The following is a 25995-nucleotide window of genomic DNA, read 5'->3' as shown; positions in this document are numbered from 1 at the left end:
GGCCTTAAAACTCCACGCCGGCCTGGCCCTTGATGCCGGAGCGGAAGGGATGTTTGATGAGCTCCATCTCGGTGACGAGATCGGCGATCTCGATCAGTTCCTCCTTGGCGTTGCGCCCCGTCAGCACGACATGCGTCATGTGAGGCTTCTCGCTCTTCAGGAAGGCGACGACCTCGTTGATGTCGAGATAGTCGTAGCGCAGCGCGATGTTGATCTCATCGAGCAGCACCATGGAATTGCGCTCGTCGCGGATCAGCTCCTTGGCCCTTTCCCAGGCGGCCGAGGCGGCCGCGACGTCGCGGGCGCGGTCCTGCGTCTCCCAGGTGAAGCCCTCGCCCATGGTGTGGAACTGGCAGAGATCGGAAAAATGCTTTTCGATCAGGTCGCGCTCGCCGGTCCACATCGCGCCCTTGATGAACTGAACGACAGCCGACGGCTTGCCGTGGGCTATGTGGCGGAAGATCATGCCGAAGGCAGCCGACGATTTGCCCTTGCCCTTACCGGTATGGACGATGACCAGGCCCTTGCCATCGGTCTTTGTCGCCATGATCTTGTCGCGCGCCGCCTTCTTCTTCGCCATCTTCTCGGCGTGGCGCGCATCGTCCTTGCCACCTGCGTCGTTGTCCGTGGTGTCGTCGCTCATCAGTGCACCTCATTTGCGTTGCATGGCAGCCAGGTCGAACCGGGCCGAATTGCTGCGCGGCGTCCAGAGACCGCGGTCGATCGCTTCGCTGAGCCGCTCCCTCATCTCGTCGAATGCCGCCCGGTTCTTCTCGATCATGAAGCTGCGCACGGCCGGATCGGCGACGAAGGCCTGGTAAACAGCCTCGAAATGGTGCGCGCCGACCGTGCCCGTCGTCGCCGCGAAGGCGAAGAGATAATCGACGGTGGCAGCAATCTCGGCCGCTCCCTTATAGCCGTGGCGCATGACGCCCGATATCCATTTCGGATTGACGACGCGGCCGCGCACGACACGGCCGATCTCCTCCTCCAGCGAACGAATTACCGGCCGCTCAGGTCTGGAATGATCGTTGTGATAGATCGATGGACGCGCGCCGGCGAGTTGTTCGGCCGCCGCCGCCATGCCACCCTCGAACTGGTAATAGTCGTCGCTGTCGAGCAGGTCATGCTCGCGATTGTCCTGGTTCTGAATGACGGCTTGCAGCGAGCGCAGCCGTTCCTCGAACAGACCGCGTTCGGCCCCGCCCTCCTCACCGGCGCCATAGGCATAGGAGCCCCAGACAAGATAGGCCTCGGCAAGGTCGGCACGCCGCTCCCAGCCCTTTTCATCGATTAGTGCCTGCAGGCCCGCGCCGTAGGCGCCGGGTTTCGAGCCGAAGACGCGGTAGCCCGCGCGGCGTTTCGCGGACGTTGCGTCGAGACCGGCTGCCTCAAGCCGTGCCGTCTCGCAGCGCATGCGCGCAGCGATCGGATTGTCTGCCTCTTCCTCTTCGAGCGAGCCGACGGCGCGGATCGCCTTGTCGAACAGGGCGATCTGCTCGGGAAAGGCGTCGCGGAAGAAGCCGGAAATCCGGAGCGTCACATCGACGCGCGGCCGCCCGAGCATTGCCTGCGGAATGAGCTCGTAGCCGGTGACGCGGCGCGAGCTCATATCCCAGAGCGGCTTGACGCCGATCAGCGCCAGCGCCTGGGCGATATCATCGCCGCCGGTGCGCATATTCGACGTGCCCCAGGCGGTCAGCCCGAAGGAGACAGGCCACTCGCCGTGATCCTGAACATAGCGGCGCACCAAAAGCTCGGCCGACTTCTTGCCAAGCTCATAGGCCGCCGGCGTCGGTACGGCGCGGCTGTCGACGGAGTAAAAGTTGCGACCCGTCGGCAGCACATCCGGCCGCCCTCGCGTCGGCGCGCCGGAGGGGCCGGGCGCGACGAATCGGCCGCCGAGGCCGCGGAGCAGCCCATCGATCTCGGCGCGGCCGCAGGCGAGGATGGAGGGTTTGAGATGATTTTCAATCTCGGAGAGCACCGATCTGGTTTGGGACCAGAGAGGCGGGCATTCCATCTCGCCGGAAACCAACTTCGCGGCGAGCAATTCGATGCGCTCGACGGTATCGCCGTTGGTTCGCCAGGGGTCGTCGAGAATTTCGGCGAGGATTGCCGGTTTCGGGCGAGCCCAGGCGGTGCCCATGTTGCAAACGAGAGGGTCGAAGATCGAGGCGCCCCCAGAGGGGGGTATCGCGGGCACCACGCTCAATCCCGCGTCCGCAGCAATCGCCCGCTGCAAACTCGCATCGCCGCCCTCGCCCAGCCCGCGCGGGACCCGCGCCAGCGCCACGGTCAGGTCCGTCAGCAGCCGCCCCTCCGGTGACATGCCGAACACATGCAGCCCGTCACGGATCTGCATCTCTTTCAGATCGCAGAGATAGGCATCAAGCTTCTTCAGCGCCTCACTTTCGCTCTCGCCTTTCGCAATACCCGCATCCCGGTCCAGCCCGATATCGGTGACGAGGTCGAGAATCTGCCGGCTAAGCAATCGGATGCGGCGGGGGTCGCCACCGGAGGCTTCGTAATATTCGTCGACAAGCGCCTCCAGGTCCTTGAGCGGCCCGTAACTCTCGGCCCGCGTCAAAGGTGGCGTCAGGTGATCGATGATAACGGCGGCGGTGCGGCGCTTGGCCTGCGTGCCCTCGCCCGGATCATTGACGATGAAGGGATAGAGATGCGGCAGCGGCCCGAGGATTGCTTCCGGATAACACGTCTCCGACAGCGCCAGCGCCTTGCCCGGCAGCCATTCGAGATTGCCATGTTTGCCCATGTGGATGACCGCGTCGGCGCCAAATTCGCGCCGCAGGAAAGCGTAGAAGGCAATATAGCCATGCGGCGGCACGAGATCCGGCGAATGATAGCTTTCCTTGGGGTCGATATTGTATCCGCGCGCCGGCTGGATGCCGACGAGGACGCCGCCGAAGCGGGCAAAAGGCAGGGCGAAGCCGCTACCGCAAAAATAGGGATCGTCTTCGGGATCGCCCCAGCGGTCCGTCACCTCATCCTGAATCTTCTTGGGAAGAGATTCCAGGAAACCTTTGTAGTGACTCAGCGAAAGCGTCTCGCGGATAACCTTGCCGTCCTGCCCGGAATTGGTCGGCCCCTCCATCAGATGCCGGATCAGCGCGTCGCCGTCGGCCGGAGCATCGGCGACCGGATAGCCCGCCGCCGCCATCGCGCGCAACACCTCGATGCTGCCGGCCGGCGTGTCGAGGCCGACGCCGTTGCCGAGCCGGCCGTCGCGGTTCGGATAATTCGCCATCACGAGGGCGATGCGCCGGCTATGGGCCGGCGTGCGACGCAGCCGCACCCAGTTGGCGGCGAGTTCCGCCGTATAGCGCACCCGGCCGGCATCGGGCACGCTGGCGACGATGTTGGTTTCGACCGCCGCATCGTAGCGCGCCGCCGTCTTGAAGGAGACCGCCCGCGCCAAGACGCGCCCGTCGACTTCAGGCAGCGCCACATTCATGCCGAGATCGCGCGCCGACAGGCCTTGCGACGAAGCCTCCCAGGCTTCCCTCGACGAGGCCGACAGGACCGCCTGAAGCACGACTGCGCCATCCACCTCCAGCACTGTCGGTTGCCGGTCCGTTCCCGGTGCAGAGACCGCAAAGCCCGTTGTGTTGATGACGACATCGGGTTTCAACGCCGAAAACACGCTCTCGAGAATGCCTGTCGAAACGGGATCCTTCAGGCTGTAGGCAAAGACCGGCAGCGGCCGCAGGCCAAGTGCGGCCAGGGCCTCGACCAGCGCCTCGACCGGCCCGGTCTCGCCGCTCTGGACGAGGGCACGGTAGAAGCTGATGGCGACGATGGGGGGCGTGGGTTCGAATTCCACCTCTTCTGTCGAGCGGGGTATGGCCGCCTTGGTCGATGACGGTGCTGTCACCCGCCGCCACTCCTCGACCCCGATCGCCCCTCGCCCCGGCCACCAGATCCCCGCCTTCATCAAAGGCACTGCCGGCGCCGGCTTCTCCGCGTCCGACAGCATCGCCGAGGCATAAGCAAGGAAGCTCCGCGTATTGGTATCGCCGCCCTCGATCAGATAGGCCCAGAGGCCATTGAGATCCGCAAGCGCTACATTCGAAAACGGCGTCAGTCCGGCGTCCGGCTTCGCATCGCCAGGCAATACCGCAATCAGTGCACCATTGCGGGCAGCAATGGCATGCAGCGCCTCCAGCGCATAATGGAAATAGCTGGCGCCACCCAGCGCCCGCACGACGATCAGCTTGGCATGCCGGGCCGTTCGCTCGACATAGGTATCCACCGACATCGGATGCTTGAGGCTCATCAGGTTCGCGAGCCTCAGCGAATGCGACATCCCCCCACGCTCGCGATAGGCGGCGGCAATCGCCGCAAGCTCGGTGTCGGCAGCCGAAAGGAACAGGATATCGCCCGGCATTTGTCCGAGGTCGATCGCCTCCTCGCCGGCGCTGATCGTTCCCTGCTGGGCGAGAAGCAGATGCATCTGTTATCCCTGTACGAGTGCTTCGATCGCCTTGCGGACCGCGTCCTGGTCCATTTCGTGCAGGCCGATGGCGACGAGGCGCGTGCGGCGCGCCTCACCCGGTACCCAGGCGCGGTCGAAATACTGGTCGATGCGGCTGCCGACGGCCTGCAACTGCAGGCGCATGGGCTTGCCCGAGACGTCGATGAAGCCCTTGAGGCGCAGCACATCATGCTCGGCGATGATGGCCTTCAGCTTCTCGACAAAGCCTGTCGTATCGGAAACGGCGCCGAGTTCGACGACGAAGCTGTCGAATTCGTCGTGGTCATGCGGCGCTCCCTCCTCATGCTCCAGCTCGTGATGGGACTTGCGGTTGGCGATATCGTCTTCCGTACCGATGCCGAGGCCGAGCAACACGCCCGCCGGCACCTCGCCGTTCCTGGCCTCGATCATGACCGGCTTGCGGGCAATACGGGAGGCGACTTCACTCTTCACACGGCCGAGGCCATCTCCATCGATCAGGTCGGTCTTGTTGAGCACGATCAGATCAGCGCAGGTGAGCTGATCCTCGAAAAGCTCCTCGATCGGGCTCTCATGATCGAGCGAGTCGTCCTCGCCGCGCGCCGCCTCGACGGCATCATGGTCGTCGGCGAATCGACCGGCGGCAACGGCCGCGCTGTCGACCACCGTGATGACGCCGTCGACGGTCACCTGAGTGCGAATATCAGGCCAGTTGAAGGCAGCGACCAGCGGCTGCGGCAGGGCAAGGCCCGAGGTTTCGATGACGATATGGTCGGGCCGCTGTTCGCGCTCCAGGAGCTTCGTCATCGTCGGAATGAAATCCTCGGCGACGGTGCAGCAGATGCAGCCATTGGTGAGCTCGATAATGTCGTCCTCGCTGCAATTCTCCGCGCCACAGCCTTTCAGCACCTCGCCATCGACGCCGAGATCACCGAACTCGTTGATAATGAGCGCAATCTTTTTGCCCCCGGCATTGGTGAGCAAGTTGCGGATCATCGTCGTCTTGCCGGCGCCGAGGAAACCGGTGATCACGGTTGCCGGGATTTTCTGCTGGTTCATGGAACTTCAACCCTTCATTTTCAGCGGCAGCCCTGCCGCGATGAAATACACTTCGTCGGCCTTCGCCGCGATCATTTGGTGGAGCCGCCCGGCATGGTCGCGAAAATCGCGCGCCATGCGATTGTCGGGCACGATACCAAGGCCGACCTCGTTGGAGACGATGACGAGCCGCGCCTTCGCCTGCGGCAGCCAGGCCGCAAGCGCACCAGCCTGAACCGCGATATCGCGCCCCTCCATCATCAGATTGGTAAGCCACAACGTCAGGCAATCGACGAGGATCGCCCTGCCCTCGCCGTCGATGGCCGCGAGCCGCTCCGCCAGCGCCAGTGGTTCCTCGTGGGTGGTCCAGGAAGGGCCGCGATCGGCCTTGTGCTGGTCGATACGCGCCTGCATCTCCTCATCCCAGGAACGGCCGGTCGCGATATAATGGCGCTCGAGTGCGCTTGCCATGACGAGGTTTTCAGCGAAGCGGGATTTGCCGGAGCGGGCGCCGCCAAGGACGAGGGTGGTCATGCCGAAGCGACCCTCCGAGAGAGGGCCAGGCGGCGCCACATCTCTCTTCTCCTCAGCGGGAAGAAGGTGCTGGCAAGCGGTTGAGGGGGTGAGCGACGAAGCCGCGAATGCACAGAGCGCAAGCGAAGGGCAAAAGGATAGGGGCGCCGCGCGCGCCCCTCATCCGACCCTTGGGGCCACCGACCTGGGTCGAGCCACTGGCTTGGACTCGTCCTTCGGACCCCCGCTGGGGAAAAGGGGGACCCCGATCGCACCACCAGAGGCGGCGCAGAATTCAATTGTTCAGCCAAAACAACCTCCGTGTTGGCAGCGGGTCTCTCGCCCAGGATTGGGCTTCTCGCCCGATACGGAAGGCAGGTCTCCTGGCTCGCGGTTATCGGCGGCGATCGGGGCGAACCGGAAGTCCGGTCGCCCCTGATCGTGCCGGCGGATCTGCCTCGCCTTCCCGGCTGCCTCGGTGAAAAGGTGGACGATTCGTAGAGATAGAGGCGTCCGACCCCGGTTGATCACCATGCATTTCCAGTGGCTTTTCCGGCATGTCGCCCATCCCGCCCGCCTGCACGATTGCGGGCTGCCGGTAGGAGGGATCGATGCCGGATGGAAGACCCTGACCGCTCTACAGTCGCGGGGTCGGCTGTGATGAAAGCGCCCGATGTGGGTCCGCCCCGTCACATTCCCTTTTCATCCGGAAGGCGAAACGCCGATCCGGAACCATCCGTTATTGCGGGGATCGTTAGGCTCGCCGGGGGGTGAAGTCAACCGACCTTCGTAACCGGCATTGCGCTGGACCTTTTCGAAGCGCGAGCCAACAATACTGACTCTACCGGAAATATCGTCTTTTATCAGCGACTTACCTCTTAAATATTTGACCCGCCCGTCGGCTTTTCGCCGCAATTGGAATGCAAGGCGATTGCACCGCCGCCCTTGACCGGGCCTCTCCTCGCCTAGTTGTCTAGCCATGCTTATGAAATTGGATCGGCGCCGCCTGCGCGCGCTGCGTGTTTTCTTCGATCCGGGCCGGCTGCGCGCCCTCACTCGCCGCAGCGAAGTCGGCCTGTCGCTAGCGGGGGCCATCGTCGGCATCGCTTCGGGGCTTGCCGTAACCGGCATGAGCTATGTCTCCAACGAGCTGCACCAGCTTGTTTTCGGCATCGCCGACAGCGAAAGGCTGAGCGCGTCGGTCATCGAGGACAAGATGCTGCTGCTCACTGCCCCGGTCATCGGCGGTGTCCTGCTCGGCCTGCTGCTCCTGGTGCTCGCCAAACGGCGCAAGAAGCCGATGGTCGACCCGATCGAGGCCAATGCGCTGCATGGCGGCCGCCTGTCGCTCACCGACAGCATCATCGTGGCCGTGCAGAATCTGATCTCGAATGGCTTCGGCGCCTCCGTCGGCCTGGAGGCGGGTTATACCCAGCTCGCCGCAGGCATCGCCTCCAAATTCGGCCTGAAGCTGCAGCTCCGCCGCTCGGACCTACGCATCCTCGTCGGCTGCGGCGCGGCCGGCGCTATCGCTGCCGCGTTCAACGCGCCGCTGACCGGCGCCTTCTATGCCTTCGAACTGATCATCGGCGCCTATACGATCGTCTCACTGACACCGGTCGTCGTCTCCGCCCTCGTGTCCACCCTAGTCGCGCGATTGCTCGCCGAGGGGGATTTCACCATCGATATCGGCAGCTTCGGCTCGGTCGTGCCGGCCGATTATATCCCGGCACTGCTGCTCGGCGTCTTCTGCGCCGGCGTTGGCATCCTCCTCATGCAGGGCGTGGCCTTCGTCGAGGAGCTTGCCCGCAAAAGCTCGATCGCCCCGCCCTTCCGCCCAGCGCTCGGCGGCATCATCGTCGGACTCTTGGCAATGATCTCGCCGCAGGTGCTTTCGGCCGGCCACGGCGCGCTGCATCTCAACCTTTCCCGCGACGTGGCGATCCCGGCCCTGATCGGTCTTTTCCTCCTTAAATCCCTTGCCTCGGCGATCTCGATCGGCTCCGGCTTCAGGGGCGGCCTGTTCTTCGCCTCGCTGTTCATGGGCGCCCTGCTCGGCAAACTCTTTGCTTATTGCGGCCCCTATTTCGCCGATGCGACGCTGACGCCGGTCATTTATGCAGTGGTCGGCATGAGTTCGCTTGCTGTAGCCGTCATCGGCGGGCCGCTGACGATGACGTTCCTGGCGCTCGAAATCACCGGCGATTTCCCGATCACGGCACTGGTTCTTGCTGCCGTCATCACTTCCTCGCTCGTCGTGCGCTCGACCTTCGGCTACTCCTTCGCCACATGGCGCTTCCATCTGCGCGGCGAAAGCATCCGCAGCGCCCACGACGTCGGCTGGATCCGCAATCTGACGGTAAACAAGCTGATGCGCGCCGATGTGAAAACGGCAAGGGCTGATATCTCGCTGGACGACTTCAAGAGAGCCTTCCCGATCGGCTCGACCCAGCGCGTCATTCTCGTCGAGGAGAACGACAAATATGCTGGGCTCGTACAGGTCCCGGAGATCTACGCCAACCCGACCGACGTTCAGGACGAGGGCCAGACGCTTGCCGATTTCGTCCGCTATCGCAATGATTTCCTGCAGCCGCAGATGAACGCCAGGCAAGCGGCGGCGATCTTCGACAAGAGCGAAAGCGAAGCGCTCGCCGTCGTCAACAATCTGATTGAGCGCAAGGTGGTCGGACAGCTCAGCGAAAGCCACACGCTGCGCCGCTACAGCGAAGAACTCGACCGCCGCCGCCGCGAGGTGTCGGGCGAAATCTGAACCGCTAGGTTTTACCCGCGAGCCTGAAGACGTCGGCTCTCTTCGAAACGCCGCGCAACTCGAACGATCCGAGATAGTCGCAGGGTACGGCGCAGGTCGTCGCGAAGCTCTCCGACATCAATAGATGTTGACCAAGTGTGCTGCAGAGTTTTTCGAGCCGGGAAGCCTCATTAACCGCTTTGCCGATCACCGTGAAATCGAGCCTGCCCTTGGCGCCGACATTGCCATAGAAAAGCTCGCCGAGATGCAGCACGACGTCGACGCCGATATCGGGGCCGCCGGTCCGCGTCCGCTCGCGATTGAGCTCTTCATTCGCCTTCAGGAGATTGTTGGCGCAGGCCAGAGCGGCCATGCAGGCCTTTTGGGGGTCGTCCGCGTCGGTCGGAAAGATTGCCAGCACGCTGTCGCCCATGAATTTGAGGATCTCGCCGGAATTTTCTTCGACATGCTGTCCGATCAGTTCGAAATGATCGTTCAGGAACCCGACGATCTCCCCTGGCTGATAGACCTCGGTCAAAGCCGTGAAATTGCGAAGGTCAGCAATCAGGATCGCAGCATTGATCGATCCGCCCGTTCCCCTTCGGGTTTCGCCGGCCAGAATGCGCGCGCTCGTCCTGGCGCCGGTATAGACGGCGAGAATCTCGCTTGCGGTCTTCGAGGCCGCGACACGGTAAGCTGCCAGCCCCAGCGCCGGAAAAAGATCCTCGATGATCGCGAGCTGTCCGTCGGAAAATCCGCCCGGCGCGTCGCTGGTCAACGAAAAACCGAGCCCGCGCAATGCCACCTCCTTCGGGAATTCGAAGATGCTGATCACGTGGTCCGTGCCACCGTCGAGCGCGAATTCGCCAAGCTCGGCATAATGGAGGCCCTCACCCTCCGCCAGGTTCCACCGCCCGGTTTTCTCGCCGCGGTTCAAAAGATGGAATATCGGCGTCTTCTCGAAGCTGCGCTCCGTCTCGCTGCCATGTTCGGCAGTTTCGATGATCGTGACACCGCCTCGCGAGAAATTGGCCGATATGCCGCGATACATCGGATGCAGCGACGGCATTCTGATACTCGCCCGCCAGATCGGAAACCCGTCCGCGATCAGGCGCTCACACAGGCCGGTGACGAGATCGCCAATATGTTCACTGGTGATTCCCTGGTCTATAAGCCATTCGATATGCTTATTAATTTTCAAATCTCCGAATCGATGGGGTCGAAAAGAGCCTTGTCGCGCATTACTACCTATTAGCCCTCTTCGCGTTTCGATTCTACTCCCGCGTGAATAGCCCGATGCGGAGGAGCGCCAAGTACCCGCCTTGCCTTCAAGGCTTCAGCCTCGTCACAACGCCAGTGAAACAGGGAATTCCGCCGGCACCCTGAGATGGCCCACCCCGTGGGATTCTTCAACGCACCTGACCCTGAGGCGCTAAGCCGCAGGCGCAGCCCCGAAGGGTCCGTGCCACCACGCTGCTTCTGGCCCGGCTACCTGCTGCTGCCACCCTCCGGCACTAGCCCAGCAACTCATCCAACCACCGTGCATCCAGGCAGCGCTTCAATTCCCCGGCGATCTCATCGAGCGCCTGCTCCACGCTCTTGCGATAATTACCCTGCCCGCCGAAAAGCCCAAAGCTCTCCAGCAGCCGGGCACGGTAGACATCGCTGCCGAAGAGCCCATGCAGGTAGGTGCCCACGATCCGGCCGTCCGCCGACACCGCCCCGTCGGGCGCGCCGTCGATGATCGCCGAAGGCCTGATACAGTCCGGACCGCGGGTGATGCCGAGATGGATTTGGTAGCCGGAAAGCGGCGCGTCATATTCTGCCGAGCGGGCCTCGCTGTTGCGCACCGTCTTCTCAGGCGCCATCTCCGTTTCGACATCGAGAAGCCCAAGCCCCAGCGTCTCCAACGCACCTCCCTCGAGCCCAAGCGGGTCGTGCACCGTGCGGCCGAGCATCTGGTAGCCGCCGCAAATGCCGATCACCCGGCCGCCGCGTCTTACATGCATCTGGAGATCCCGGTCCCAGCCCTGGGCCCTCAGATCGGCGAGATCCGAAATCGTCGATTTCGAACCTGGCAGGATCACGAGACCGGCATCGGCAGGCAGCCGCTCTCCCGCTCGCACGAAAACCAGCTCGACATCCGCCTCCGCACGCAGCGGGTCGAGATCGTCGAAATTCGCGATGCGCGGCAGCACCGGCACGGCGACCTTCAGCGCCCCGGTCCCGGCCCTTGCCAGCCGTTCGAGCACGACGGAGTCCTCGGCCGGCAGACGCGCGGCGCCCGAAAGCCACGGCACGACGCCGAAGCATGGCCAGCCGGTGAAATCTTCGATGGCTCGGATGCCGTCGTCGAACAGCGAAACGTCGCCGCGGAACTTGTTGATGATGTAGCCCGAAATCATCGCCCGATCGGCCTCGCCGAGGATCGCATGCGTTCCGACCAGCGAGGCGATGACGCCGCCGCGGTCGATATCGCCGACGAGCACGACGGGCACGCCCACCCTTGTCGCAAAGCCCATATTAGCGATGTCGCCGGCCCTGAGATTGATTTCTGCCGGCGAGCCGGCCCCCTCGACGACGATGAGGTCGGCGCCGGCAGACACATTTTCGAAGCTTTCGAGCACGGCGCCGAGCAGTTGCGGCTTCAGCCGCTGATAATCCCGCCCTTTCGCCTGCCCGAACACCTTGCCCTGCACAATGATCTGGCTGCCGCTTTCGGATTGCGGTTTGAGCAGCACCGGATTCATATGCACCGAGGACGGCGTGCGGGCGGCGAGCGACTGCAGCCATTGCGCCCGGCCGATCTCGCCACCGTCATCGGCGACCGCAGCGTTGTTCGACATGTTCTGCGGCTTGAACGGCCGCACGGTGAGCCCGGCATTGGCCGCCAGCCGGCAAAGACCCGCCACCAACACCGTCTTGCCGACATCCGAGCCGGTTCCCTGCAGCATGATCGCTCTTGCCATGGCGGCCGCCTTTCGTTGAGGCGAGGCCTACAATGGCCGCCGATCCCGGGTCAAGACTGGGGGTATTCTCGCAAAACGCGAAAACCGCGCATGGCCTAGGCTCTGCGCGGTTTGCCGAAAACTCAGGCGTCCTCACCCCTACACGGCGAAGCTCGCTTTCTCCGGTACGCACTACCTGAACCGGAGAAGCAGCGGTCGTTGCCGCCACGCCCCAACTGATAGCGGCACATTCTTACCGGAGAGTTATTGAAGCCTTACGCAAATGTTAATTTTGACTTTTTTTGATATGCTCGGCGCCGGTGTTCGCAGGCAGCATCCGTTTTTGGCCTAGGCCAAATGCCGCGGCGAACTATGTTCTTCGAATTCAGTAATTTAGTAAACGCAACCGTGAGCAGAAGACGGTTGATTTCTGCGAGCGAACGCGTAGGCTTCCACAGAATATGCCATTACTAAATATGGTCTGCGACGAGTTGCCGGAGCCGCTCGGCCCGGAGCCGTGCACCGGAAACGCCTGTCGTGGCATCGCCGCCAGGCGTTCTCCTTTGGGCGCCGGAAGATTTTCGGCAAGTCCCGGCAGCAGTTGTCTAAGAAGAATTCGGGGAAGACAATGAAGACGCTTTTGATTTCGGCCGTCTTTGCCGCGGCTCTTTTTAGCGCGACCGTGCCGGCCGAAGCTGCTGACTGCGGCAGCGTTTCCGTCGCCGAGATGAAATGGGCCTCGGCAGGGATTGCGGCAAATTTTGATAAGATCATCCTGGAAAAAGGTTATGGCTGCGCCGTTACGATCGTCGACGGCGACACGCTGCCGACCTTTGCCTCGATGAATGAGAAAGGCACCCCCGATATCGCGTCGGAATACTGGATCAATTCCGTCAGGGCCTTACTCGATCAGGCAATCAACACCGGCCGGCTGGTGCAGGGCGCCGAAATCCTCGCCGATGGCGCGGTCGAAGGTTGGTTTATCCCGAAATTCATCGCCGACGCCCACCCCAATATTCGTTCGGTCGAGGATGCACTGAGACATCCCGAGCTCTTCCCTGCCGAGGACGATCCGTCGAAAGGCGCGGTTTACAATTGTCCCGCCGACTGGAGCTGCCAGATATCGACCACCAACCTCTTCAAGGCCCTTGCCGCTGATAAAAAAGGCTTCGAACTTGTCGAAACCGGCAGTCCCCAACGCCTCGACGCCTCGATCGCCCGGGCTTTCGACAACAAGATCGGCTGGCTCGGTTATTACTGGGCGCCGACCGCCATCCTCGGCAAATACGATATGACGCGGCTGAGCTTCGGCGTCAGTCACAATAAGACTGAATGGGACCGCTGCACCGCGGTTGCCGGCTGTGCCAGGCCCGAGCTCAATTCCTATCCGGTCTCTCGCGCCTTCACACTGATGACCAGGTCTTTTGCCAGCCGTGCCGGCCCTGTCACGACCTATCTCAAGACTCGCAAATGGGACAATGAGACGATCAACCAGGTGCTCGCCTGGCAGGATGAAAATCGCCAAAGCAACGAAGATGCCGCGATTTATTTCCTGCGCAATTACGAAAGCCTCTGGATGAAATGGGTACCGGTCGATGTAGCCGAGAAAGTCAAGGCGAGCTTATAACGGCAGATAAGCTCCAACGACCGGACGATTCGAATGACAGGCAACGTTCCCTTCCCCGACCGCGATACCGTCGCGGACAAACTCGCCGCGCTGTCAGAAGCCGACAAATCATATCTGGCCCTGCTCATGGAAAATGCCGCCCAGGACGACAACCTGCTCGACGGCCTGCGACGCCATCTCGATCTTGCCACGGAATCGCGTTTCCTGAACTCGCTGAAGCTCGAGAAGCTTGGAATGTGGCTGGGGACCCAAGCGCCGGATCGCCTACAGATACGGCTGACGGAAGCCGCTCGCTCGAGCCAGCATCCCGCCTACCAAGCCTTCCGGACCGGTCTCAGCCGATCCGGCGGCCTCGAAAAGGCATATCCCCCGGCGCCATGATCCGGCCCCGGATGACCTGTTCGGTCCGGCAAAGCTGCCGCCGTTACTTCTTCGCAGCGCGGTCGACGGAGCGACCGGCATCCTGGGTGGCGTTGACGGCGCTCGCCGTGTCCTTTCCGATGCCGCGGATCGTATTGCCGCAGGAGGAAAGAGCAAGAAGAACCATGAATGCTGCGGCAATTTTGGCCGTTGTCGTCATTTCGAATATCCTTGTTTGAAATCAACCCCGAACGGCACTCATGCCATCCGCGCCCCTAACGCACAAGGAAAGAAAAAGTTCACGGCTGGAAGCGATACTCAGGCAGCGACCGCCTTTGCTCTCTCGGCAAATGCACTGCGGATGCTGTCGGCCACCGTCTCGATCGGTCCCGACATCTGCGAGGCAGTCAGCAGGCGGATATCGAAGGAGCCGAGTTCCGGCAGCCCCTCCTGCAGACCGAGGATGGTCATGTCCTCGCTGACATAGGAGAGCGGCAGCGGCGCGATGGCGAGGTCGGAGAGCACGGCGGCGCGTTGCGCCATCGTGTGGCCGCTGAGATACGCAACGCGATAGGGCCGCTTGTTGCGTTCGAGCTGGGCAAGCGCCTCCTGCCGCCAGATGCAGCCATCCTCCCAGATCGAGATCGGCAGGGGATCGCGCCGATGCGCCGAACCGCACCTTGCGCCCGCCCAGACCAGCCGCTCGCGAAACACCACTTCGCCACCGGTCGGAAACGGCCGCGTCGCGCAATTGATCAGCGCCAGATCGAGCCGCTGCTCCTCCATGCGCTTCTTCAGCCCGACGCTCATGTCGATCGTCACGTCGACCATGATGCCGGGATAACTTTCTGCAAAGCTCTTCAGAATTCTCGGCAGCAGCCGCTCGCCGATATCCTCTGGCGCGCCGAGCCTGACCACACCTGTCAGTTCCGGCATGATGAAGCGCGACACCGCCTCGTTGGAGAGCGCCAGGATATTGCGGGCGTAGGAGAGCAGCATCTCGCCGTGGCGCGTCAGCGTCACGGAGCGAGCGTCGCGCAGAAACAGCGTCGCGCCGAGCTGTTCCTCGAGCTTCTTGATTTGCATCGACACTGCTGACGGCGTGCGGAACACCGCTTCGGCGGCAGTGGAAAAATTGCCTGTCTCGGCGATGGCGACGAAGGTACGCAGCACATCGTTGTCAAGCAAAGGAATGGGACGGCGAAAGGGAAGGCTCATCGTCGCATCTTTCAATTTTTCTGATCCTTAACCCCATATCATTTTGTTTGATTGAATGTCAATCGCTCCCCATAGTCTGCGTATCGGAAACTAACGCAACAAAGGAGGCTCGACATGGCGCAATCAAGCACCTGGAATATCCTACAGGCCTTTTCCGCAATCAAGTCGCGCCGGCGCAGGGATGCGAACCACCAACATGCACTCCGAGAATTGATGCGATTTCCATCGCACCTGCTTGCTGATTGCCAGCATGAAATGGAGTTGCCGCCCCTCAGCGCCGCCGGTCGACCGAAGCGGGTTCTGAGGATCGTGGAATCGCATGCATGATGGCACTACTCGCCACGCGGCCCGGCCGATCGGACTCGCAGCTGCGATCGGCTCACATCCCGCCTATCAGCTTGAAGGCTATAATCCACATCGTCGCAGCGACGAGTGTCTCAAGCATCCGCCAGGACGAAGGCTTGGCGAAGATCGGCCGGAGCCGGGTCGCGCCATATCCGAGGGAAAAGAAGAACAGAAACGAGCCCGTCACCGCGCCTGCTGCAAATGAAGCTTGCTGCCCCGGGTAACGTGTCGAGATCGTGCCAAGCAGCACAACCGTGTCGAGATAGACGTGCGGATTGAGCCATGTGAGCGCGAGGCAGGTCGCAAGCGTCCGGGAAAAGCTTGCCGTTTCCGCTTCCGCCGCCGTGAGCACAGCGGACGAGCGCAAGGCGGAATAGAGGCTTTTAGCTCCGTACCAGGTCAGAAACACGGCGCCGCCGTAACGCATGACCGGATCGAGCCAAGGCAGCAATCCGGCGATCTGCCGGAGGCTGGTTACGCCGAGCACGATGAGCGCCGCATCGGACAAGGCGCATGCGAGGCAGACGGCGAAGACATGTTCGTTGCGCAGGCCCTGGCGAAGGACGAAGGCGTTCTGCGCGCCGATCGCAACGATCAGGCTGAGGCCCATCATCAGGCCCGTGGTATAAATCGAAAAGTCCATCGTTTCGGCAACCGCACTCAGCTTCGATAGGAGTTGCAGTACTGCCAAAGCTGAGGTTAAGCTAGTTAATCTGCCTTACCTCAATTAAGTGAAATTAATCGATGATCGATTATCCCGCCCTCCGCGCTGTCGCAACCGTCGTCCAGACCGGCAGCTTCGAAAGGGCAGCGACCCTATTGAACGTCACACCTTCGGCGGTCTCGCAGCGGGTGAAGCAGCTCGAAGAACGCCTCGGCGTCATCCTGATCGCCAGAGGCACCCCCTGTACGGCGACCGAAAAAGGAGAATGGCTCTGTCGCCACATCGAGAATGTCGGCATGCTGGAGGCCGAGCTTTTTGGACAGCTTCCGGCTCTCGTCGATCCCGACGAGCCACGCCAAAGGGTCACGCTTCAGATCGCAACCAACGCCGACAGCCTCGGCACTTGGTTCGTAGAAGCCATTTCGAATTTCTCCAAGACGTCTTCCTATCTCTTGAATATCGCCGTCGACGACCAGGACCACACCGCCGAATGGCTGCAGCGTGGACGGGTGATTGCAGCCGTCACCAGCCTGGAGAAACCGATCCGGGGATGCCGGCGTTTCGCGCTTGGAACTCTCCGTTACAACGCCACCGCGACACCCGATTTCGTCGCCCGCCACTTCCCGGACGGCGTGACGTCGGAGACGATCCGCAGCGCTCCGGCCCTGACCTTCAACCAGAAGGACCGGCTGCAAAGCAGCTGGGTAAGGCAGACCTTCGGCCAGGATCTGGACTACCCCACACACTGGCTGCCTTCGCCGCAAAGCTTCGTCGAGGCCACTCTTTCGGGCATGGGATGGGGAATGAACCCGACCCAGCTCACTCGCGACCATCTCGCATCGGGACGGCTGGTCGAGCTTGTTGCCGACACGCCGCTGGACGTCCCACTCTACTGGCAGATAAACCGCCTCGCCGCCGACCGCCTGGCGGAGTTGACGAGCGAAGTCGTCGCCGTAGCGAAGCGCCGTCTTTGATTGCCGCCACGCGCCGCTTCTCCAGGTCGCGCCTCGACAGAATTATACATGCGTCGTGAGTCTAGGAAATGGCGATAATCTCCAGCTCCCCGCCGCCTGCCTCCACAACATCGCCGACAGCCTTGCCCATCAGAAGACGCGCCACGGGGGAGACGTAGGAAATCGATCCCGCCTTGGGGTCTGCTTCGTCCTCTCCGACGATCCGATAAGTCTGCACGCGTCCGTCGTCACGGCTGAAGGTGACCGTGACGCCAAAGGCAACCACATCGGCCGACGCAGGGTCAGGCGTGAGCTGCGCCGTGCGAAGTCTGGCCGATAAGTATCGGAGATCACGTAAAGGACTGGCAGCTTGGCGCCGCCGTTCATTGACGTCTTCGACGGTGCTTGCAGCGTCATAGGCCGCGCGCGCCTCCTGAAACTGCAGTTCAAGAGCCTTCAACCCGGCTTCCGTGACGAGGTTCGGATGCGGCGAAATTGGCCGGTCCGGCAACAGCGTTTCCGAAGCGGTTTCGAAACTCTCTTCCTTAGTGAAGGCAACGGCCAATCAATAACTCCGTTTTAGATGCCACGCGCTCTTATGGTTGGTGCGATCGCCCCAGTCTGGAACATACATACACCCACGACCGGCAAACCGCCAATCTTGCCGTATTGCCGACGTCTGCGGCCGGGCTACCGGAACGTCCTGGCCGACATTGCGTTATCTGATCCGGATGCATTCTAGCGCAGGAGGATCGAATGCCTGGCCGGCAGCGAAGGAGCGGCGACACAGTCAGGATCAGACCATGCCCTCGTTCCTGACGGAAGCGATGCCGCTGACGCCAAGCTGGTGGGAGATCGCCTTGCGGATCATACTGACGGTGATTGCGGGCGGCCTCATCGGCCTCGATCGCGAGCGCGGCGGTCACGCGGCGGGCTTCAGGACCACGATCCTTGTAGCACTTGCTGCCTGCCTAGCGATGATCCAGGCAAATCTCCTTCTATCGACCTACGGAAAAACCTTTAGTTTTTTCACGCAGATGGACGTGCTGCGCTTTCCGCTCGGCATTCTCACAGGCGTGGGCTTTATCGGCGGCGGAGCGATCCTGAGACGCGGCGACATGATGACCGGCGTCACCACGGCGGCAACCATGTGGTTCATGACGGTCGTCGGTCTCTGCTTCGGCGGCGGCCAGATCCTCACCGGCATGGCGGCGACCTTGGTCGCCTTCATCGTCTTGTCCCCGATGAAGCAGCTGGATTTGTGGCTTCGCTCCGAACAGAAGGCCACACTCGTCATTCACAACTCCGAAACCGGTTTGCCTGATTTGTCGGAAGTGCTTGGTCCATTGGGTTGCACGGCCCAGTTCGTTTCTGTCGGGCAGACCAGCGAGGGCCGGCCCGGCGTGACTTTCGAACTGCGATGGATGGCCAAAGACCGCGACGCGTCAGCCCGTAGGATCTTCCTTGCCCTTTCCGAGACCTATCATGTCGCAGGGTTTTCTATGCAATCGACCGCGAGCTAGAGTTTCGTTAGGGCACCTTGGATCGTCCCTCTGCACGATTATTTCGAGACGTGCTGGGGCTTGCCCTTGGTCTTGGTCGACGCGAATTCCTCGAGCTGTTTTTCGCTCATGGATTCTTCCATCTGCTTCGAAGCGCCCCTGAGTTCTTTCTTGGGCGTCTCTCCGCGCTTGGCTGAAAGTGCGGCGCCTGCCGCCTTCTGCTGAGCCTTGGATTTGGCTGGCATATTGGATCTCCTCTCGTCCGAACGAGCGATTGCCGACGTCAAACCTTCCTGAGTTCCTCGGGCTTGTGAGCCGCGCGCTTTCCCGATTTATCGCTTTCGACGATATATTGCGGGTTTTCCGCCGATGCCTTCACTATATGACCCTTGATCTTCGTCTGGCTGGTCTGTTTCCTGACCACCCTGCCCTCGGTCTTTCCCTGGCTGGTGTCCCAGCTGACTGCATCGCCATGCTCAAATTCTCGCCTCATGGGGCTCCTTTCGGAAGGAGGCTGCAGCCTGAGCCGCAGCCTATCGCTCCTCAATTGATGGTGGCCCACTGGCTGCGGACATCCCGGGCATTCTTCGATAGGTGAACATGGGCATCGACGTGATCGACCCAATCGAGCGGAATGAGGTGATGCTTGCCGTCCTCCGAGTCGGTCTTCGTCAGCTTGATGCGGGTCGCACCGTCGAGCTGGTCTACCGTTCCAACGTGAGTGCCGTCGGCAGCCCGCACTTCCATATGTTCACGGATCTGGTCTGCGGAAATCATGATTTCCTCCTTTGCATCACTGGCAGTTACCTGGCGGCAACGATGGGGAACGGAGTTGGTTCCAAGCCATCTTACCGCATGCCGGATCGTGCCTATCGATACCTGGCTGAAAACAACGAGGAGTGCCAACGCCATGCTATTGACATCGTTCAGCTGACCTTGCCCGAAGGAGCGACAGTATCATCGGGGATAGCAACCCGTCTGCATCACCCGGCGAGTACACCTCCCGCGGCATGCAGCTCGTCGACAGTGTCAACGTCGATCAGAGCCGCCTCACCAATTTCCACGTCGACGCGAGGCATCTCATGGCCATCAATCAAGCGGCGCGCACCGACGTCACCGTTGAGATCCTGAATGGCATCCTGCAAAAAATGGGGAAGGATCACCGGATTTCCCGGCGTTCCATTCGCGACGGCGCGCACCATATGAGCGCCGCCATTCCTGCGGAAAGCGTCGATCAGCATATCGAGATGCGTATCCGTTATCGCAGGCATGTCGGCCAGCGCTATCATGATGCCCTCAGGCCGATCCTTTTGCGCACGTGCTACTCCGAGCCGCAGGGATGCCGCCATGCCGGATGCGTAATCCTCGTTGAGCACCACCTCGACTGGCAGATCACTGATCGCCTGGAACACATCGTCATGCCTGTAGCCGGTGACGACGTACACGCGGGAACACTGGCAGGCCAACGCGTTGAGGACGGACTTTCGGATCAGAGGGACTCCGTCGAAAGTCGCAAGGAGTTTGTGATCCTCTCCATTTCCCATTCGACTTGATCTCCCTGCCGCCAGGATAACGACGGCAACAGGCAGGGCCGGAACGATCCTTACAGCCATCAGCCGTACGCCGACAAGCGGCTGGCCGCGACATCGGCAAGCACCGACAGGGCCAGCGAGTTTGCGTCCCTTGTCGGCCCGAAAAAGCCGATGGGCGCCTTTATCCGGTCGATCTCAAATTGTGACCAGCCGAGGTCGCGAAGCCGATCTTGCCGCCGCTTGTGCGTGCGAGTGCTGCCGAGTGCGCCGATATAGAATGCGGCCGAACCCATGGCGGTGCCGAGGATCTGTTCCTCGGCTTCAAGGTCATGATGAAGCATGACCACTGCTGTAAATTCGTCGATCGCATCAGCGAGGTCACGCCGAAGTCCGCTTCTCATGATGACGTCGTAACCGGACGCTCTCGCCACGGCGGCTACGACCTCCGCCTCGATGGTATCTCCCGAAACCACCACCCGCGTCCGAGGGCGATAAACGGTAACGAAATCCTCGTCGTACCAGCCCGAACGTGCAGGAGGTTCCGCTCCGTCGATGCGCTGGCGGATTGGTGAATAGCGGAGGGCGGCCGCCCGTCGCGATTCGAGATTATCGAGTACACCGTTGATTTGCCCGACGCCACGGATGACATGGATGGCTATGGTGACGCCTCCGCCGCAAGGCAGGACAATATCAAAATATGGCGACCCGTCGCCATACTTGATCACGCGGTCCCGACCTTCGGCGATCGCGTTGATTGCCTCGGATGCGACTGCCGCCTCGACGCACCCGCCAGAAACGTATCCGCAGTACTTGCCGTCCGCGGATACTGCGACCTGTGATCCGAGCGCGCGGGCGGCCCCTCCCCGGATTTCAACGAGCGTCGCGAGCGCAGCCTCGCCGCCGTCGTTTGAGACAGTGGCGAGGAAGGACAAAATCTCCCGAGGATCGTCGGTCGAGACTGCCCGGACCGGTGTTGGGAGAACGAGCGCGGTCTGTTTCATGCTATCGCCTCAGGCGACATCGGGCAGTTCGCCGATCAGCTTGTCGAGCGTGATCGGATAGTGCCGCACCCTGATGCCCGTGGCATTGTAGATCGCATTGGCGACCGCAGCGGACACGCCGCAGAGGCCAAGTTCGCCGACGCCCTTGGCCTTCATCGGGGACGACATCGGGTCCGCCTCGTCCATGAAGATCACCTCCTGGTGCGGGATGTCCGCATGAACCGGAACTTCGTATCCTGCAAGGTCATGGTTGACGAAGAACCCATGCCAAGTGTCTACGGCAAGCTCTTCCGAAAGCGCCCCACCCGCTCCCATCGTCATCGCACCGATGACCTGGCTGCGAGCAGTGATCGGATTAAGGATTCGGCCGGCGGCACAGACAGCGAGCATCCGGCGGATCCTTGTCTCACCTGTTGCAACGTCAACGCCGACTTCGACGAAGTGTGCGCCGAAGGTTGACTGCTGATGCGTCTTCGTCAGATCTCCCCACTTCATCGTATCTTCGCCGACAAGTCCTTCATCGCCGGCCGCCTCAGCCAGAGGCACGGTGCGGTTACCGGAGCGGACCTGGCCATTCTCGAACACGATGCCATCGGAGTTGAAGCCGAGCTTGCTGGCGACTGCCTCGCGAAGCTTGACGCATGCGGCGTAGACACCTGACGTCGACGAGTTCGCGCCGAACTGGCCGCCCGACCCCGCTGACACGGGGAAGCGGGAGTCACCAAGCTGCACGGCAACTCTGTCCACGCCAACTCCCATCATCTCCGCAGCAGTCTGAGCGATAATCGTATAGCTGCCGGTCCCAATGTCGGTCATGTCGGTTTCGACGGTGACGACGCCCTCGTGGTCGAGCTTCACGCGTGCGCCGGATGGCAATACGAGATTGTTGCGGAAGGCGGCCGCGACACCCATGCCGACCAGCCAGTTTCCTTCCCGGCGCGATGCGGTCTTTGGTCGCTGGCTCCACCCGAACCGTTCCGCTCCGAGTGTCAGGCAACCGTTCAGATTGCGCTGTGAGAACGGACGCTCGGGCTTCTCCGGATCGACCTGTATGTCGTTGATGATCCGGAACTGGATTGGATCCATGCCGAGCTTCTCGGCCATCTCGTCGATCGCTATTTCCAGCGCCATCAGTCCGGGCGCTTCGCCGGGCGCACGCATCGCATTGCCTTCAGGGAGGTCCAGCGTCGCAAGCCGCATCGCCGTCATGCGGTTGGCTCCTGCATAGAGCAGTCGAGTCTGGTTCACCGCCGTTTCGGGACCGCCCCCCGGAAGGTCTCCCGACCAGCTTTCGTGCGCGATCGCCGTGATCCTGCCATCGCGGTCAGCACCGATGCGGATACGCTGCCTCGTCGCCGGTCGGTGAGTTGTGTTGTTCGCCATGAACGGGCGCGGAAGGGCCACCTTGACCGGGCGGCCGACGGCTTTGGCGCCGAAAGCGGCGAGAACAGCATCGGCCCGAAGAAAAAGCTTCCCACCAAACCCGCCGCCGATGAACGGCGACATCAGGTGGACCTTTTCCTTGTCGATGCCGAGCGTCGTCGCCAGATCGCTACGCCACCAGTCGATCATCTGGCTCGACGTCCACACGGTGAGCTCGTCCCCTTCCCAGGCGGCGATGGAGGCGTGGGGCTCCATCATCGAATGGGATTGGTCCGGCGTCGTGTAGCTTTCGTCGAGAGTGACAGGCGCGGATTTGAAGGCGCCATCGAAATCTCCGACAGCCGTATCGGGTTCCTGGGACTCGTCAGGCTTGACTGCCGAGCCCATGGCGGCGGCGAGGTCGAAGGCGCCAGCCTGCTTTTCGTAGTCCACCTTGACGAGGGCAGCGGCCGCCCGCGCCTGTTCGAAAGAATGAGCCACCACCACGGCGATCGCCTGATGATAGTGCTGAATTTCCTCGCCGCCGAACAGCTTCGCGGTATTGAACCTTCCCTTGCCGAGGTCGCCGACATCAAGCGTCGTCACCACCGCGAGGACGCCGGGCGCCGTCTTGGCGGCAGTGACATCGATGGATTTGATCTTGCCCTTGGCGATCGATGCGCCGACGGGATATCCGTAGGCATGGGGAACATTGGCGTCGTGCCATTCGTAGGCGTACATCGCCCGTCCGGTCGTCTTGAGCTGACCGTCGATACGGTGGATTGGTTTTCCGACCACCTTGAGCTGATCGATCGGATTTGTGGTCGCCGGTGTGTTGAACTCCATGGCTCACCCCCTTGCTTCTGCGATGACGGCGCCGAGAGTGCGCTCGACAAGTTCGACTTTGAAACGGTTCTGCTCGGTGGGCCGAGACCCGGCCATCAGTCCGCTCGCGACAGCCTTCGCTCCGTTCGGAAGATCGGCCTCCGCGTCCTCGACCCGCCACGGCTTGTGGGCGACGCCTCCGACGGCAACCCTTCCCTTACCGTCTGGCTGGATGATTGCCCCGACAGAGACAAGCGCGAAGGCGTAGGAAGCCCGGTCGCGGACCTTGCGGTAGATGTGCTTTCCACCGACCGGCGGTGGAAGCGCGACACCCGTGATGATTTCGCCTTTCTCGAGGACATTCTCGATATGCGGGGTGTCTCCCGGCAGGCGATAGAATTCGCCGATCGGAATCGACCGCGTCTCGCTGTTGGCCTTGACGGTTTCGATCACGGCGTCGAGAACGCGCATCGCGATTGCCATGTCGCTCGGATGGGTGGCGATGCAGGATTCGCTCGTCCCGACCACGGCATGCTGTCGGCTGAAACCGCCGATGGCAGAGCAGCCGCTGCGCGGCTGCCGCTTGTTGCAGGGCTGATTGGTGTCGTAAAAATACGGACAGCGCGTGCGTTGCAGAAGGTTCCCGGCGGTCGTCGCCTTGTTGCGGAGCTGACCCGATGCACCTGCGACAAGTGCACGAGATAGCAGGCCGTAGTCCCGACGAATGGTTTCGTTCGCAGCAAGGTCCGTGTTGCGCACGAGAGCTCCGATACGAACGCCGCCTTCTGCCGTCGGCTCGATCTTGTCCATGCCGAGGCCGTTGACATCGATCAGGTGCGTCGGCGTTTCGATTTCGAGCTTCATTAGGTCAAGAAGGTTCGTCCCGCCTGCGATGAACTTCGCTTCCGGATTGGCGGCCGCCGCTTTGACCGCCGCTTCGATTGTAGAGGGTCGCTCGAAGGTGAAGGCTCTCATGCTTTGATCCCCGCGACTTCAGAGATGGCGTCCAGGATGTTCGAGTAAGCGCCGCATCGACAGATGTTGCCACTCATCCGCTCGCGGACCTCGACTGCGGTGAGCTGTGCCTGCGCGGTAAGATCCCCCGTGACGTGGCTTGGAATATTGGCCTTGATCTCCTCGAGGACGGCAATCGACGAGCAGATTTGGCCGGGCGTACAATAGCCGCATTGAAAGCCGTCATGCTTCACGAAGGCGGCCTGCATGGGATGAAGATCGCCTGGCTTCCCCAGTCCCTCGATGGTGGTGATCTCGTCTCCATCGTGCATGACGGCAAGCGTCAGGCAGGAGTTGATACGGCGACCGTCGACCATGACAGTGCACGCACCGCACTGGCCGTGGTCGCACCCTTTCTTGGTGCCTGTCAGGTGCAGATGCTCGCGGAGGGCATCGAGCAAGGTGGTGCGGTTGTCCACTTCGATCTCGTGCCGCTCGCCATTGACCGCGAGCAAGACCGACGTTGAATACTTCATCGTATCTCCTGACGGCTGGGCAGCCGCACTCCCTCTCGCAGCACCCGTGATGGCGACCGTGGCGGCCGACGAGATAAGCAAATCTCGCCGGGAAAGTTCCAGTTGGATATGGTTCGGCATGTCCGCTCCGTTGAGTTTATCGGGAGTGAGGGGCAAGCCCGGAGGCTCAGCGCCGTTAGGACGTAGTGCATCTGTTTGAGAAGATTAGGTGCCGCTCGTCGCTAAGACCTATCTGTCAGGTTCATAAATCCGTGAAGCCGGCCGCATCGCCGACGCACCGAAACAGTCGAACTATGAACTCGGAGCGATACACGCACCCCGCTGGGGGACGTCTAATCAGATCAATCCGGAGGAGTTTTCGATCGATGGATGAAGCTCTTCAAATTGTTGCAGCCGTGGCATCAGCCGCTGGGATGCCAGGCTTGGCGCGCAACCGTCACTGAGGACGTCCACGCTGTTCCGCCGCGATACGCTGGCATCTACTTCGTCGCCGCGGTGTGGTCGGCCACAGCTCTGGTTGCGTTTTTTCTCGTTAAGTCCAAGCTCGTTTGACGACCAACGGTCGGGCCTGCTCAGGGCTCGGCATCAACTTCGGGAGACACTATTATGGATATTGCCGAGGTTAAGCTTCTCGGTTTCGACGTGTTCGGGACCGTCGTTGATTGGAGAGGGAGCGTCGCGCGGCATGCCCAGGGTTTTTTCAGGGCGGAAGGCATTTCGGTTGATCCCTTCCAGTTCGCAACCGACTGGCGGTCGTTGTATCAGCCGTCGATGGAGAAAATCCGTTCCGGCGCACGGGCATGGGTGCCCTTGAGCGTTCTCAACCTCGAGAACCTCAAGCTCACCCTTGCCTATCACGGGTTAGACGTTGACCGCTTCACTCCGGAGAGCCTCAAGGAATTCAATCGCGCCTGGGAACGTCTCGATCCGTGGCCGGACTCGGTGGACGCGATTGCCCGCCTCAAGCGGCAATACGCGGTTACAACAATTTCGAACGGGAATATTGCCGGGATGATGTGGCTGGCGAAATACGCCGACCTCAGGTGGGACGCCATCCTCGGCTCTGAAATCGCCCAAAACTACAAGCCGCGTCCGGAAGTGTATTTCCGGTCGGCGGAGGTCGCTGGCTTGAGCATCAGTGAGACAGGCATGGTCGCGGCCCACAACGACGATCTGGAGGCGGCGTCGAACTGTGGCATGAAGACGCTCTTTGTCTTCCGCCGCAAGGAGCATGGTGAGGGCCAGATCACCGATCTGATGCCCGAGAAGGACTGGGATTTAGTCGCCGAGGACCTCAAGGACCTGGCTGACCAGCTAGGCTGCTGAAGCAATGCATCCTTCATCCATCCGATGAGCGGAACTCACTTTTCCCGTCTTTACCCAACTATCGAGAT

Annotated in this window: 25 protein-coding genes and 1 riboswitch; of the genes, 7 read left to right on the top strand and 18 right to left on the bottom strand. The window is 61.7% G+C overall.

All coding sequences use genetic code 11. The features are described 5' to 3' along the window. Positions 1 to 4 precede the first annotated feature (4 nt). The 4 genes from cobO to cobU are packed head-to-tail and all read right to left on the bottom strand — an operon-like array spanning position 5 to position 6046. Positions 5 to 643 carry a cob(I)yrinic acid a,c-diamide adenosyltransferase gene (cobO, locus tag GA0061105_RS00730; RefSeq protein WP_092747381.1) on the bottom strand — a complete coding sequence of 213 codons (639 nt, stop codon included), beginning with the start codon at positions 641 to 643 and terminating at the stop codon, positions 5 to 7. A 9-nt stretch (positions 644 to 652) separates the two neighbouring features. Continuing rightward, positions 653 to 4474: a cobaltochelatase subunit CobN gene (gene cobN, locus GA0061105_RS00725; RefSeq protein ID WP_092747379.1), complete on the bottom strand. Its 3822-nt coding sequence runs from the start codon at positions 4472 to 4474 to the stop codon at positions 653 to 655. Positions 4475 to 4477: 3 nt separating this feature from the next. Beyond that, positions 4478 to 5533, bottom strand: coding sequence for a cobalamin biosynthesis protein CobW (gene cobW / locus GA0061105_RS00720; protein WP_092747377.1), 1056 nt, complete (start codon positions 5531 to 5533; stop codon positions 4478 to 4480). Positions 5534 to 5539: 6 nt separating this feature from the next. Next, a complete protein-coding gene (cobU, locus tag GA0061105_RS00715) occupies positions 5540 to 6046 on the bottom strand; it encodes a bifunctional adenosylcobinamide kinase/adenosylcobinamide-phosphate guanylyltransferase (RefSeq protein ID WP_092748253.1) in 507 nt (168 codons plus the stop codon). A 582-nt stretch (positions 6047 to 6628) separates the two neighbouring features. After that, positions 6629 to 6777, bottom strand: a riboswitch (cobalamin riboswitch). 227 nt (positions 6778 to 7004) lie between these two features. Here cobU and GA0061105_RS00710 point away from each other — a divergent pair. Further along, positions 7005 to 8795, top strand: a complete 1791-nt coding sequence (locus tag GA0061105_RS00710) for a chloride channel protein (protein ID WP_092747375.1) — start codon at positions 7005 to 7007, stop codon at positions 8793 to 8795. Between the two features lie 4 nt (positions 8796 to 8799). Here the strand turns inward: GA0061105_RS00710 and GA0061105_RS00705 are convergent, their stop codons facing one another. Next, positions 8800 to 10026 carry an adenylate/guanylate cyclase domain-containing protein gene (locus GA0061105_RS00705; RefSeq protein ID WP_245304208.1) on the bottom strand — a complete coding sequence of 409 codons (1227 nt, stop codon included), beginning with the start codon at positions 10024 to 10026 and terminating at the stop codon, positions 8800 to 8802. Positions 10027 to 10288: 262 nt separating this feature from the next. Continuing rightward, positions 10289 to 11743: a cobyric acid synthase gene (locus GA0061105_RS00700; protein ID WP_092747373.1), complete on the bottom strand. Its 1455-nt coding sequence runs from the start codon at positions 11741 to 11743 to the stop codon at positions 10289 to 10291. 607 nt (positions 11744 to 12350) lie between these two features. Here GA0061105_RS00700 and GA0061105_RS00695 point away from each other — a divergent pair. Further along, positions 12351 to 13349: a glycine betaine ABC transporter substrate-binding protein gene (locus GA0061105_RS00695; RefSeq protein ID WP_092747371.1), complete on the top strand. Its 999-nt coding sequence runs from the start codon at positions 12351 to 12353 to the stop codon at positions 13347 to 13349. Between the two features lie 33 nt (positions 13350 to 13382). Beyond that, a complete protein-coding gene (locus GA0061105_RS00690; protein ID WP_092747369.1) occupies positions 13383 to 13730 on the top strand; it encodes a hypothetical protein in 348 nt (115 codons plus the stop codon). Between the two features lie 43 nt (positions 13731 to 13773). Here the strand turns inward: GA0061105_RS00690 and GA0061105_RS00685 are convergent, their stop codons facing one another. Then, positions 13774 to 13929 (bottom strand): entericidin domain-containing protein, encoded by a 156-nt coding sequence (locus tag GA0061105_RS00685; RefSeq protein WP_010034675.1) that lies wholly within the window; start codon positions 13927 to 13929, stop codon positions 13774 to 13776. A gap of 98 nt (positions 13930 to 14027) precedes the next feature. Then, on the bottom strand, positions 14028 to 14927 hold the full coding sequence (locus tag GA0061105_RS00680) for a LysR family transcriptional regulator (RefSeq protein WP_064691940.1): 900 nt from the start codon (positions 14925 to 14927) through the stop codon (positions 14028 to 14030). Between the two features lie 114 nt (positions 14928 to 15041). On the opposite strand from GA0061105_RS00680, the gene GA0061105_RS33195 reads away from it, so the two are divergent. Further along, a complete protein-coding gene (locus GA0061105_RS33195) occupies positions 15042 to 15254 on the top strand; it encodes a hypothetical protein (RefSeq protein WP_092747367.1) in 213 nt (70 codons plus the stop codon). A 52-nt stretch (positions 15255 to 15306) separates the two neighbouring features. Here the strand turns inward: GA0061105_RS33195 and GA0061105_RS00670 are convergent, their stop codons facing one another. Further along, on the bottom strand, positions 15307 to 15915 hold the full coding sequence (locus GA0061105_RS00670) for a LysE/ArgO family amino acid transporter (protein WP_092747365.1): 609 nt from the start codon (positions 15913 to 15915) through the stop codon (positions 15307 to 15309). Between the two features lie 101 nt (positions 15916 to 16016). On the opposite strand from GA0061105_RS00670, the gene GA0061105_RS00665 reads away from it, so the two are divergent. Then, positions 16017 to 16910: a LysR family transcriptional regulator ArgP gene (locus tag GA0061105_RS00665; protein WP_092747363.1), complete on the top strand. Its 894-nt coding sequence runs from the start codon at positions 16017 to 16019 to the stop codon at positions 16908 to 16910. A 61-nt stretch (positions 16911 to 16971) separates the two neighbouring features. Here GA0061105_RS00665 and greA read toward each other — a convergent pair whose 3' ends face one another. Next, positions 16972 to 17454 carry a transcription elongation factor GreA gene (greA, locus tag GA0061105_RS00660; RefSeq protein ID WP_092747361.1) on the bottom strand — a complete coding sequence of 161 codons (483 nt, stop codon included), beginning with the start codon at positions 17452 to 17454 and terminating at the stop codon, positions 16972 to 16974. 238 nt (positions 17455 to 17692) lie between these two features. Here greA and GA0061105_RS00655 point away from each other — a divergent pair, with 238 nt between their 5' ends. After that, complete coding sequence (locus tag GA0061105_RS00655) at positions 17693 to 18412, top strand: MgtC/SapB family protein (RefSeq protein WP_092747359.1); 720 nt, start codon at positions 17693 to 17695, stop codon at positions 18410 to 18412. Between the two features lie 38 nt (positions 18413 to 18450). Here GA0061105_RS00655 and GA0061105_RS00650 read toward each other — a convergent pair whose 3' ends face one another. The 8 genes from GA0061105_RS00650 to paoA form a co-directional block, all read right to left on the bottom strand. Then, positions 18451 to 18636, bottom strand: a complete 186-nt coding sequence (locus GA0061105_RS00650) for a DUF3008 family protein (RefSeq protein WP_064691946.1) — start codon at positions 18634 to 18636, stop codon at positions 18451 to 18453. 38 nt (positions 18637 to 18674) lie between these two features. Further along, positions 18675 to 18884, bottom strand: a complete 210-nt coding sequence (locus GA0061105_RS00645) for a hypervirulence associated TUDOR domain-containing protein (protein WP_092747357.1) — start codon at positions 18882 to 18884, stop codon at positions 18675 to 18677. Positions 18885 to 18934: 50 nt separating this feature from the next. Continuing rightward, positions 18935 to 19168, bottom strand: a complete 234-nt coding sequence (locus GA0061105_RS00640; RefSeq protein WP_064691948.1) for a DUF2171 domain-containing protein — start codon at positions 19166 to 19168, stop codon at positions 18935 to 18937. A gap of 206 nt (positions 19169 to 19374) precedes the next feature. Continuing rightward, positions 19375 to 20004, bottom strand: coding sequence for a nucleotidyltransferase family protein (locus tag GA0061105_RS00635; protein ID WP_092747355.1), 630 nt, complete (start codon positions 20002 to 20004; stop codon positions 19375 to 19377). After that, the gene (locus tag GA0061105_RS00630) at positions 20004 to 20924 is read right to left on the bottom strand and encodes an XdhC family protein (protein WP_092747353.1); all 921 of its coding nucleotides are present in this window, start codon (positions 20922 to 20924) and stop codon (positions 20004 to 20006) included. Before GA0061105_RS00630 ends, GA0061105_RS00635 begins: the two co-directional genes overlap by 1 nt. A gap of 9 nt (positions 20925 to 20933) precedes the next feature. Next, entirely contained in the window at positions 20934 to 23132 is a 2199-nt protein-coding gene (gene paoC / locus GA0061105_RS00625; RefSeq protein WP_092747351.1) for an aldehyde oxidoreductase molybdenum-binding subunit PaoC, read from the bottom strand. Between the two features lie 3 nt (positions 23133 to 23135). After that, positions 23136 to 24086: an FAD binding domain-containing protein gene (locus tag GA0061105_RS00620; protein ID WP_092747349.1), complete on the bottom strand. Its 951-nt coding sequence runs from the start codon at positions 24084 to 24086 to the stop codon at positions 23136 to 23138. Beyond that, positions 24083 to 24721, bottom strand: coding sequence for an aldehyde dehydrogenase iron-sulfur subunit PaoA (gene paoA, locus GA0061105_RS00615; RefSeq protein WP_064691953.1), 639 nt, complete (start codon positions 24719 to 24721; stop codon positions 24083 to 24085). The genes GA0061105_RS00620 and paoA overlap by 4 nt, the downstream gene beginning before the upstream one ends. Positions 24722 to 25207: 486 nt before the next feature. Here paoA and GA0061105_RS00610 point away from each other — a divergent pair, with 486 nt between their 5' ends. Then, positions 25208 to 25927, top strand: a complete 720-nt coding sequence (locus GA0061105_RS00610; protein ID WP_208601605.1) for an HAD-IA family hydrolase — start codon at positions 25208 to 25210, stop codon at positions 25925 to 25927. The last annotated feature ends 68 nt before the right edge of the window (positions 25928 to 25995 follow it).

Origin of the sequence: Rhizobium aethiopicum, from assembly GCF_900094625.1 — a bacterium.
GTDB lineage: Bacteria > Pseudomonadota > Alphaproteobacteria > Rhizobiales > Rhizobiaceae > Rhizobium > Rhizobium aethiopicum.
Note: the sequence above shows the minus strand (reverse complement) of the source record. Positions and strands in the feature narration are given on the sequence as shown.

Excerpts from the sequence above, each read along its gene's own strand:
- paoA (WP_064691953.1), bottom strand. The coding sequence starts at position 24,721 with ATGCCGAACCATATCCAACTGGAACTTTCCCGGCGAGATTTGCTTATC.
- GA0061105_RS00665 (WP_092747363.1), top strand. The coding sequence starts at position 16,017 with ATGATCGATTATCCCGCCCTCCGCGCTGTCGCAACCGTCGTCCAGACC.
- GA0061105_RS00685 (WP_010034675.1), bottom strand. The coding sequence starts at position 13,929 with ATGACGACAACGGCCAAAATTGCCGCAGCATTCATGGTTCTTCTTGCT.
- GA0061105_RS00630 (WP_092747353.1), bottom strand. The coding sequence starts at position 20,924 with ATGAAACAGACCGCGCTCGTTCTCCCAACACCGGTCCGGGCAGTCTCG.
- GA0061105_RS00695 (WP_092747371.1), top strand. The coding sequence starts at position 12,351 with ATGAAGACGCTTTTGATTTCGGCCGTCTTTGCCGCGGCTCTTTTTAGC.
- GA0061105_RS00635 (WP_092747355.1), bottom strand. The coding sequence starts at position 20,004 with ATGGCTGTAAGGATCGTTCCGGCCCTGCCTGTTGCCGTCGTTATCCTG.
- cobN (WP_092747379.1), bottom strand. The coding sequence starts at position 4,474 with ATGCATCTGCTTCTCGCCCAGCAGGGAACGATCAGCGCCGGCGAGGAG.
- GA0061105_RS00655 (WP_092747359.1), top strand. The coding sequence starts at position 17,693 with ATGCCCTCGTTCCTGACGGAAGCGATGCCGCTGACGCCAAGCTGGTGG.
- GA0061105_RS00645 (WP_092747357.1), bottom strand. The coding sequence starts at position 18,884 with ATGAGGCGAGAATTTGAGCATGGCGATGCAGTCAGCTGGGACACCAGC.
- cobW (WP_092747377.1), bottom strand. The coding sequence starts at position 5,533 with ATGAACCAGCAGAAAATCCCGGCAACCGTGATCACCGGTTTCCTCGGC.
- cobO (WP_092747381.1), bottom strand. The coding sequence starts at position 643 with ATGAGCGACGACACCACGGACAACGACGCAGGTGGCAAGGACGATGCG.
- GA0061105_RS33195 (WP_092747367.1), top strand. The coding sequence starts at position 15,042 with ATGGCGCAATCAAGCACCTGGAATATCCTACAGGCCTTTTCCGCAATC.
- GA0061105_RS00650 (WP_064691946.1), bottom strand. The coding sequence starts at position 18,636 with ATGCCAGCCAAATCCAAGGCTCAGCAGAAGGCGGCAGGCGCCGCACTT.
- GA0061105_RS00690 (WP_092747369.1), top strand. The coding sequence starts at position 13,383 with ATGACAGGCAACGTTCCCTTCCCCGACCGCGATACCGTCGCGGACAAA.
- GA0061105_RS00710 (WP_092747375.1), top strand. The coding sequence starts at position 7,005 with ATGCTTATGAAATTGGATCGGCGCCGCCTGCGCGCGCTGCGTGTTTTC.
- paoC (WP_092747351.1), bottom strand. The coding sequence starts at position 23,132 with ATGGAGTTCAACACACCGGCGACCACAAATCCGATCGATCAGCTCAAG.
- cobU (WP_092748253.1), bottom strand. The coding sequence starts at position 6,046 with ATGACCACCCTCGTCCTTGGCGGCGCCCGCTCCGGCAAATCCCGCTTC.
- GA0061105_RS00640 (WP_064691948.1), bottom strand. The coding sequence starts at position 19,168 with ATGATTTCCGCAGACCAGATCCGTGAACATATGGAAGTGCGGGCTGCC.
- GA0061105_RS00610 (WP_208601605.1), top strand. The coding sequence starts at position 25,208 with ATGGATATTGCCGAGGTTAAGCTTCTCGGTTTCGACGTGTTCGGGACC.
- GA0061105_RS00670 (WP_092747365.1), bottom strand. The coding sequence starts at position 15,915 with ATGGACTTTTCGATTTATACCACGGGCCTGATGATGGGCCTCAGCCTG.
- GA0061105_RS00700 (WP_092747373.1), bottom strand. The coding sequence starts at position 11,743 with ATGGCAAGAGCGATCATGCTGCAGGGAACCGGCTCGGATGTCGGCAAG.
- GA0061105_RS00680 (WP_064691940.1), bottom strand. The coding sequence starts at position 14,927 with ATGAGCCTTCCCTTTCGCCGTCCCATTCCTTTGCTTGACAACGATGTG.
- GA0061105_RS00620 (WP_092747349.1), bottom strand. The coding sequence starts at position 24,086 with ATGAGAGCCTTCACCTTCGAGCGACCCTCTACAATCGAAGCGGCGGTC.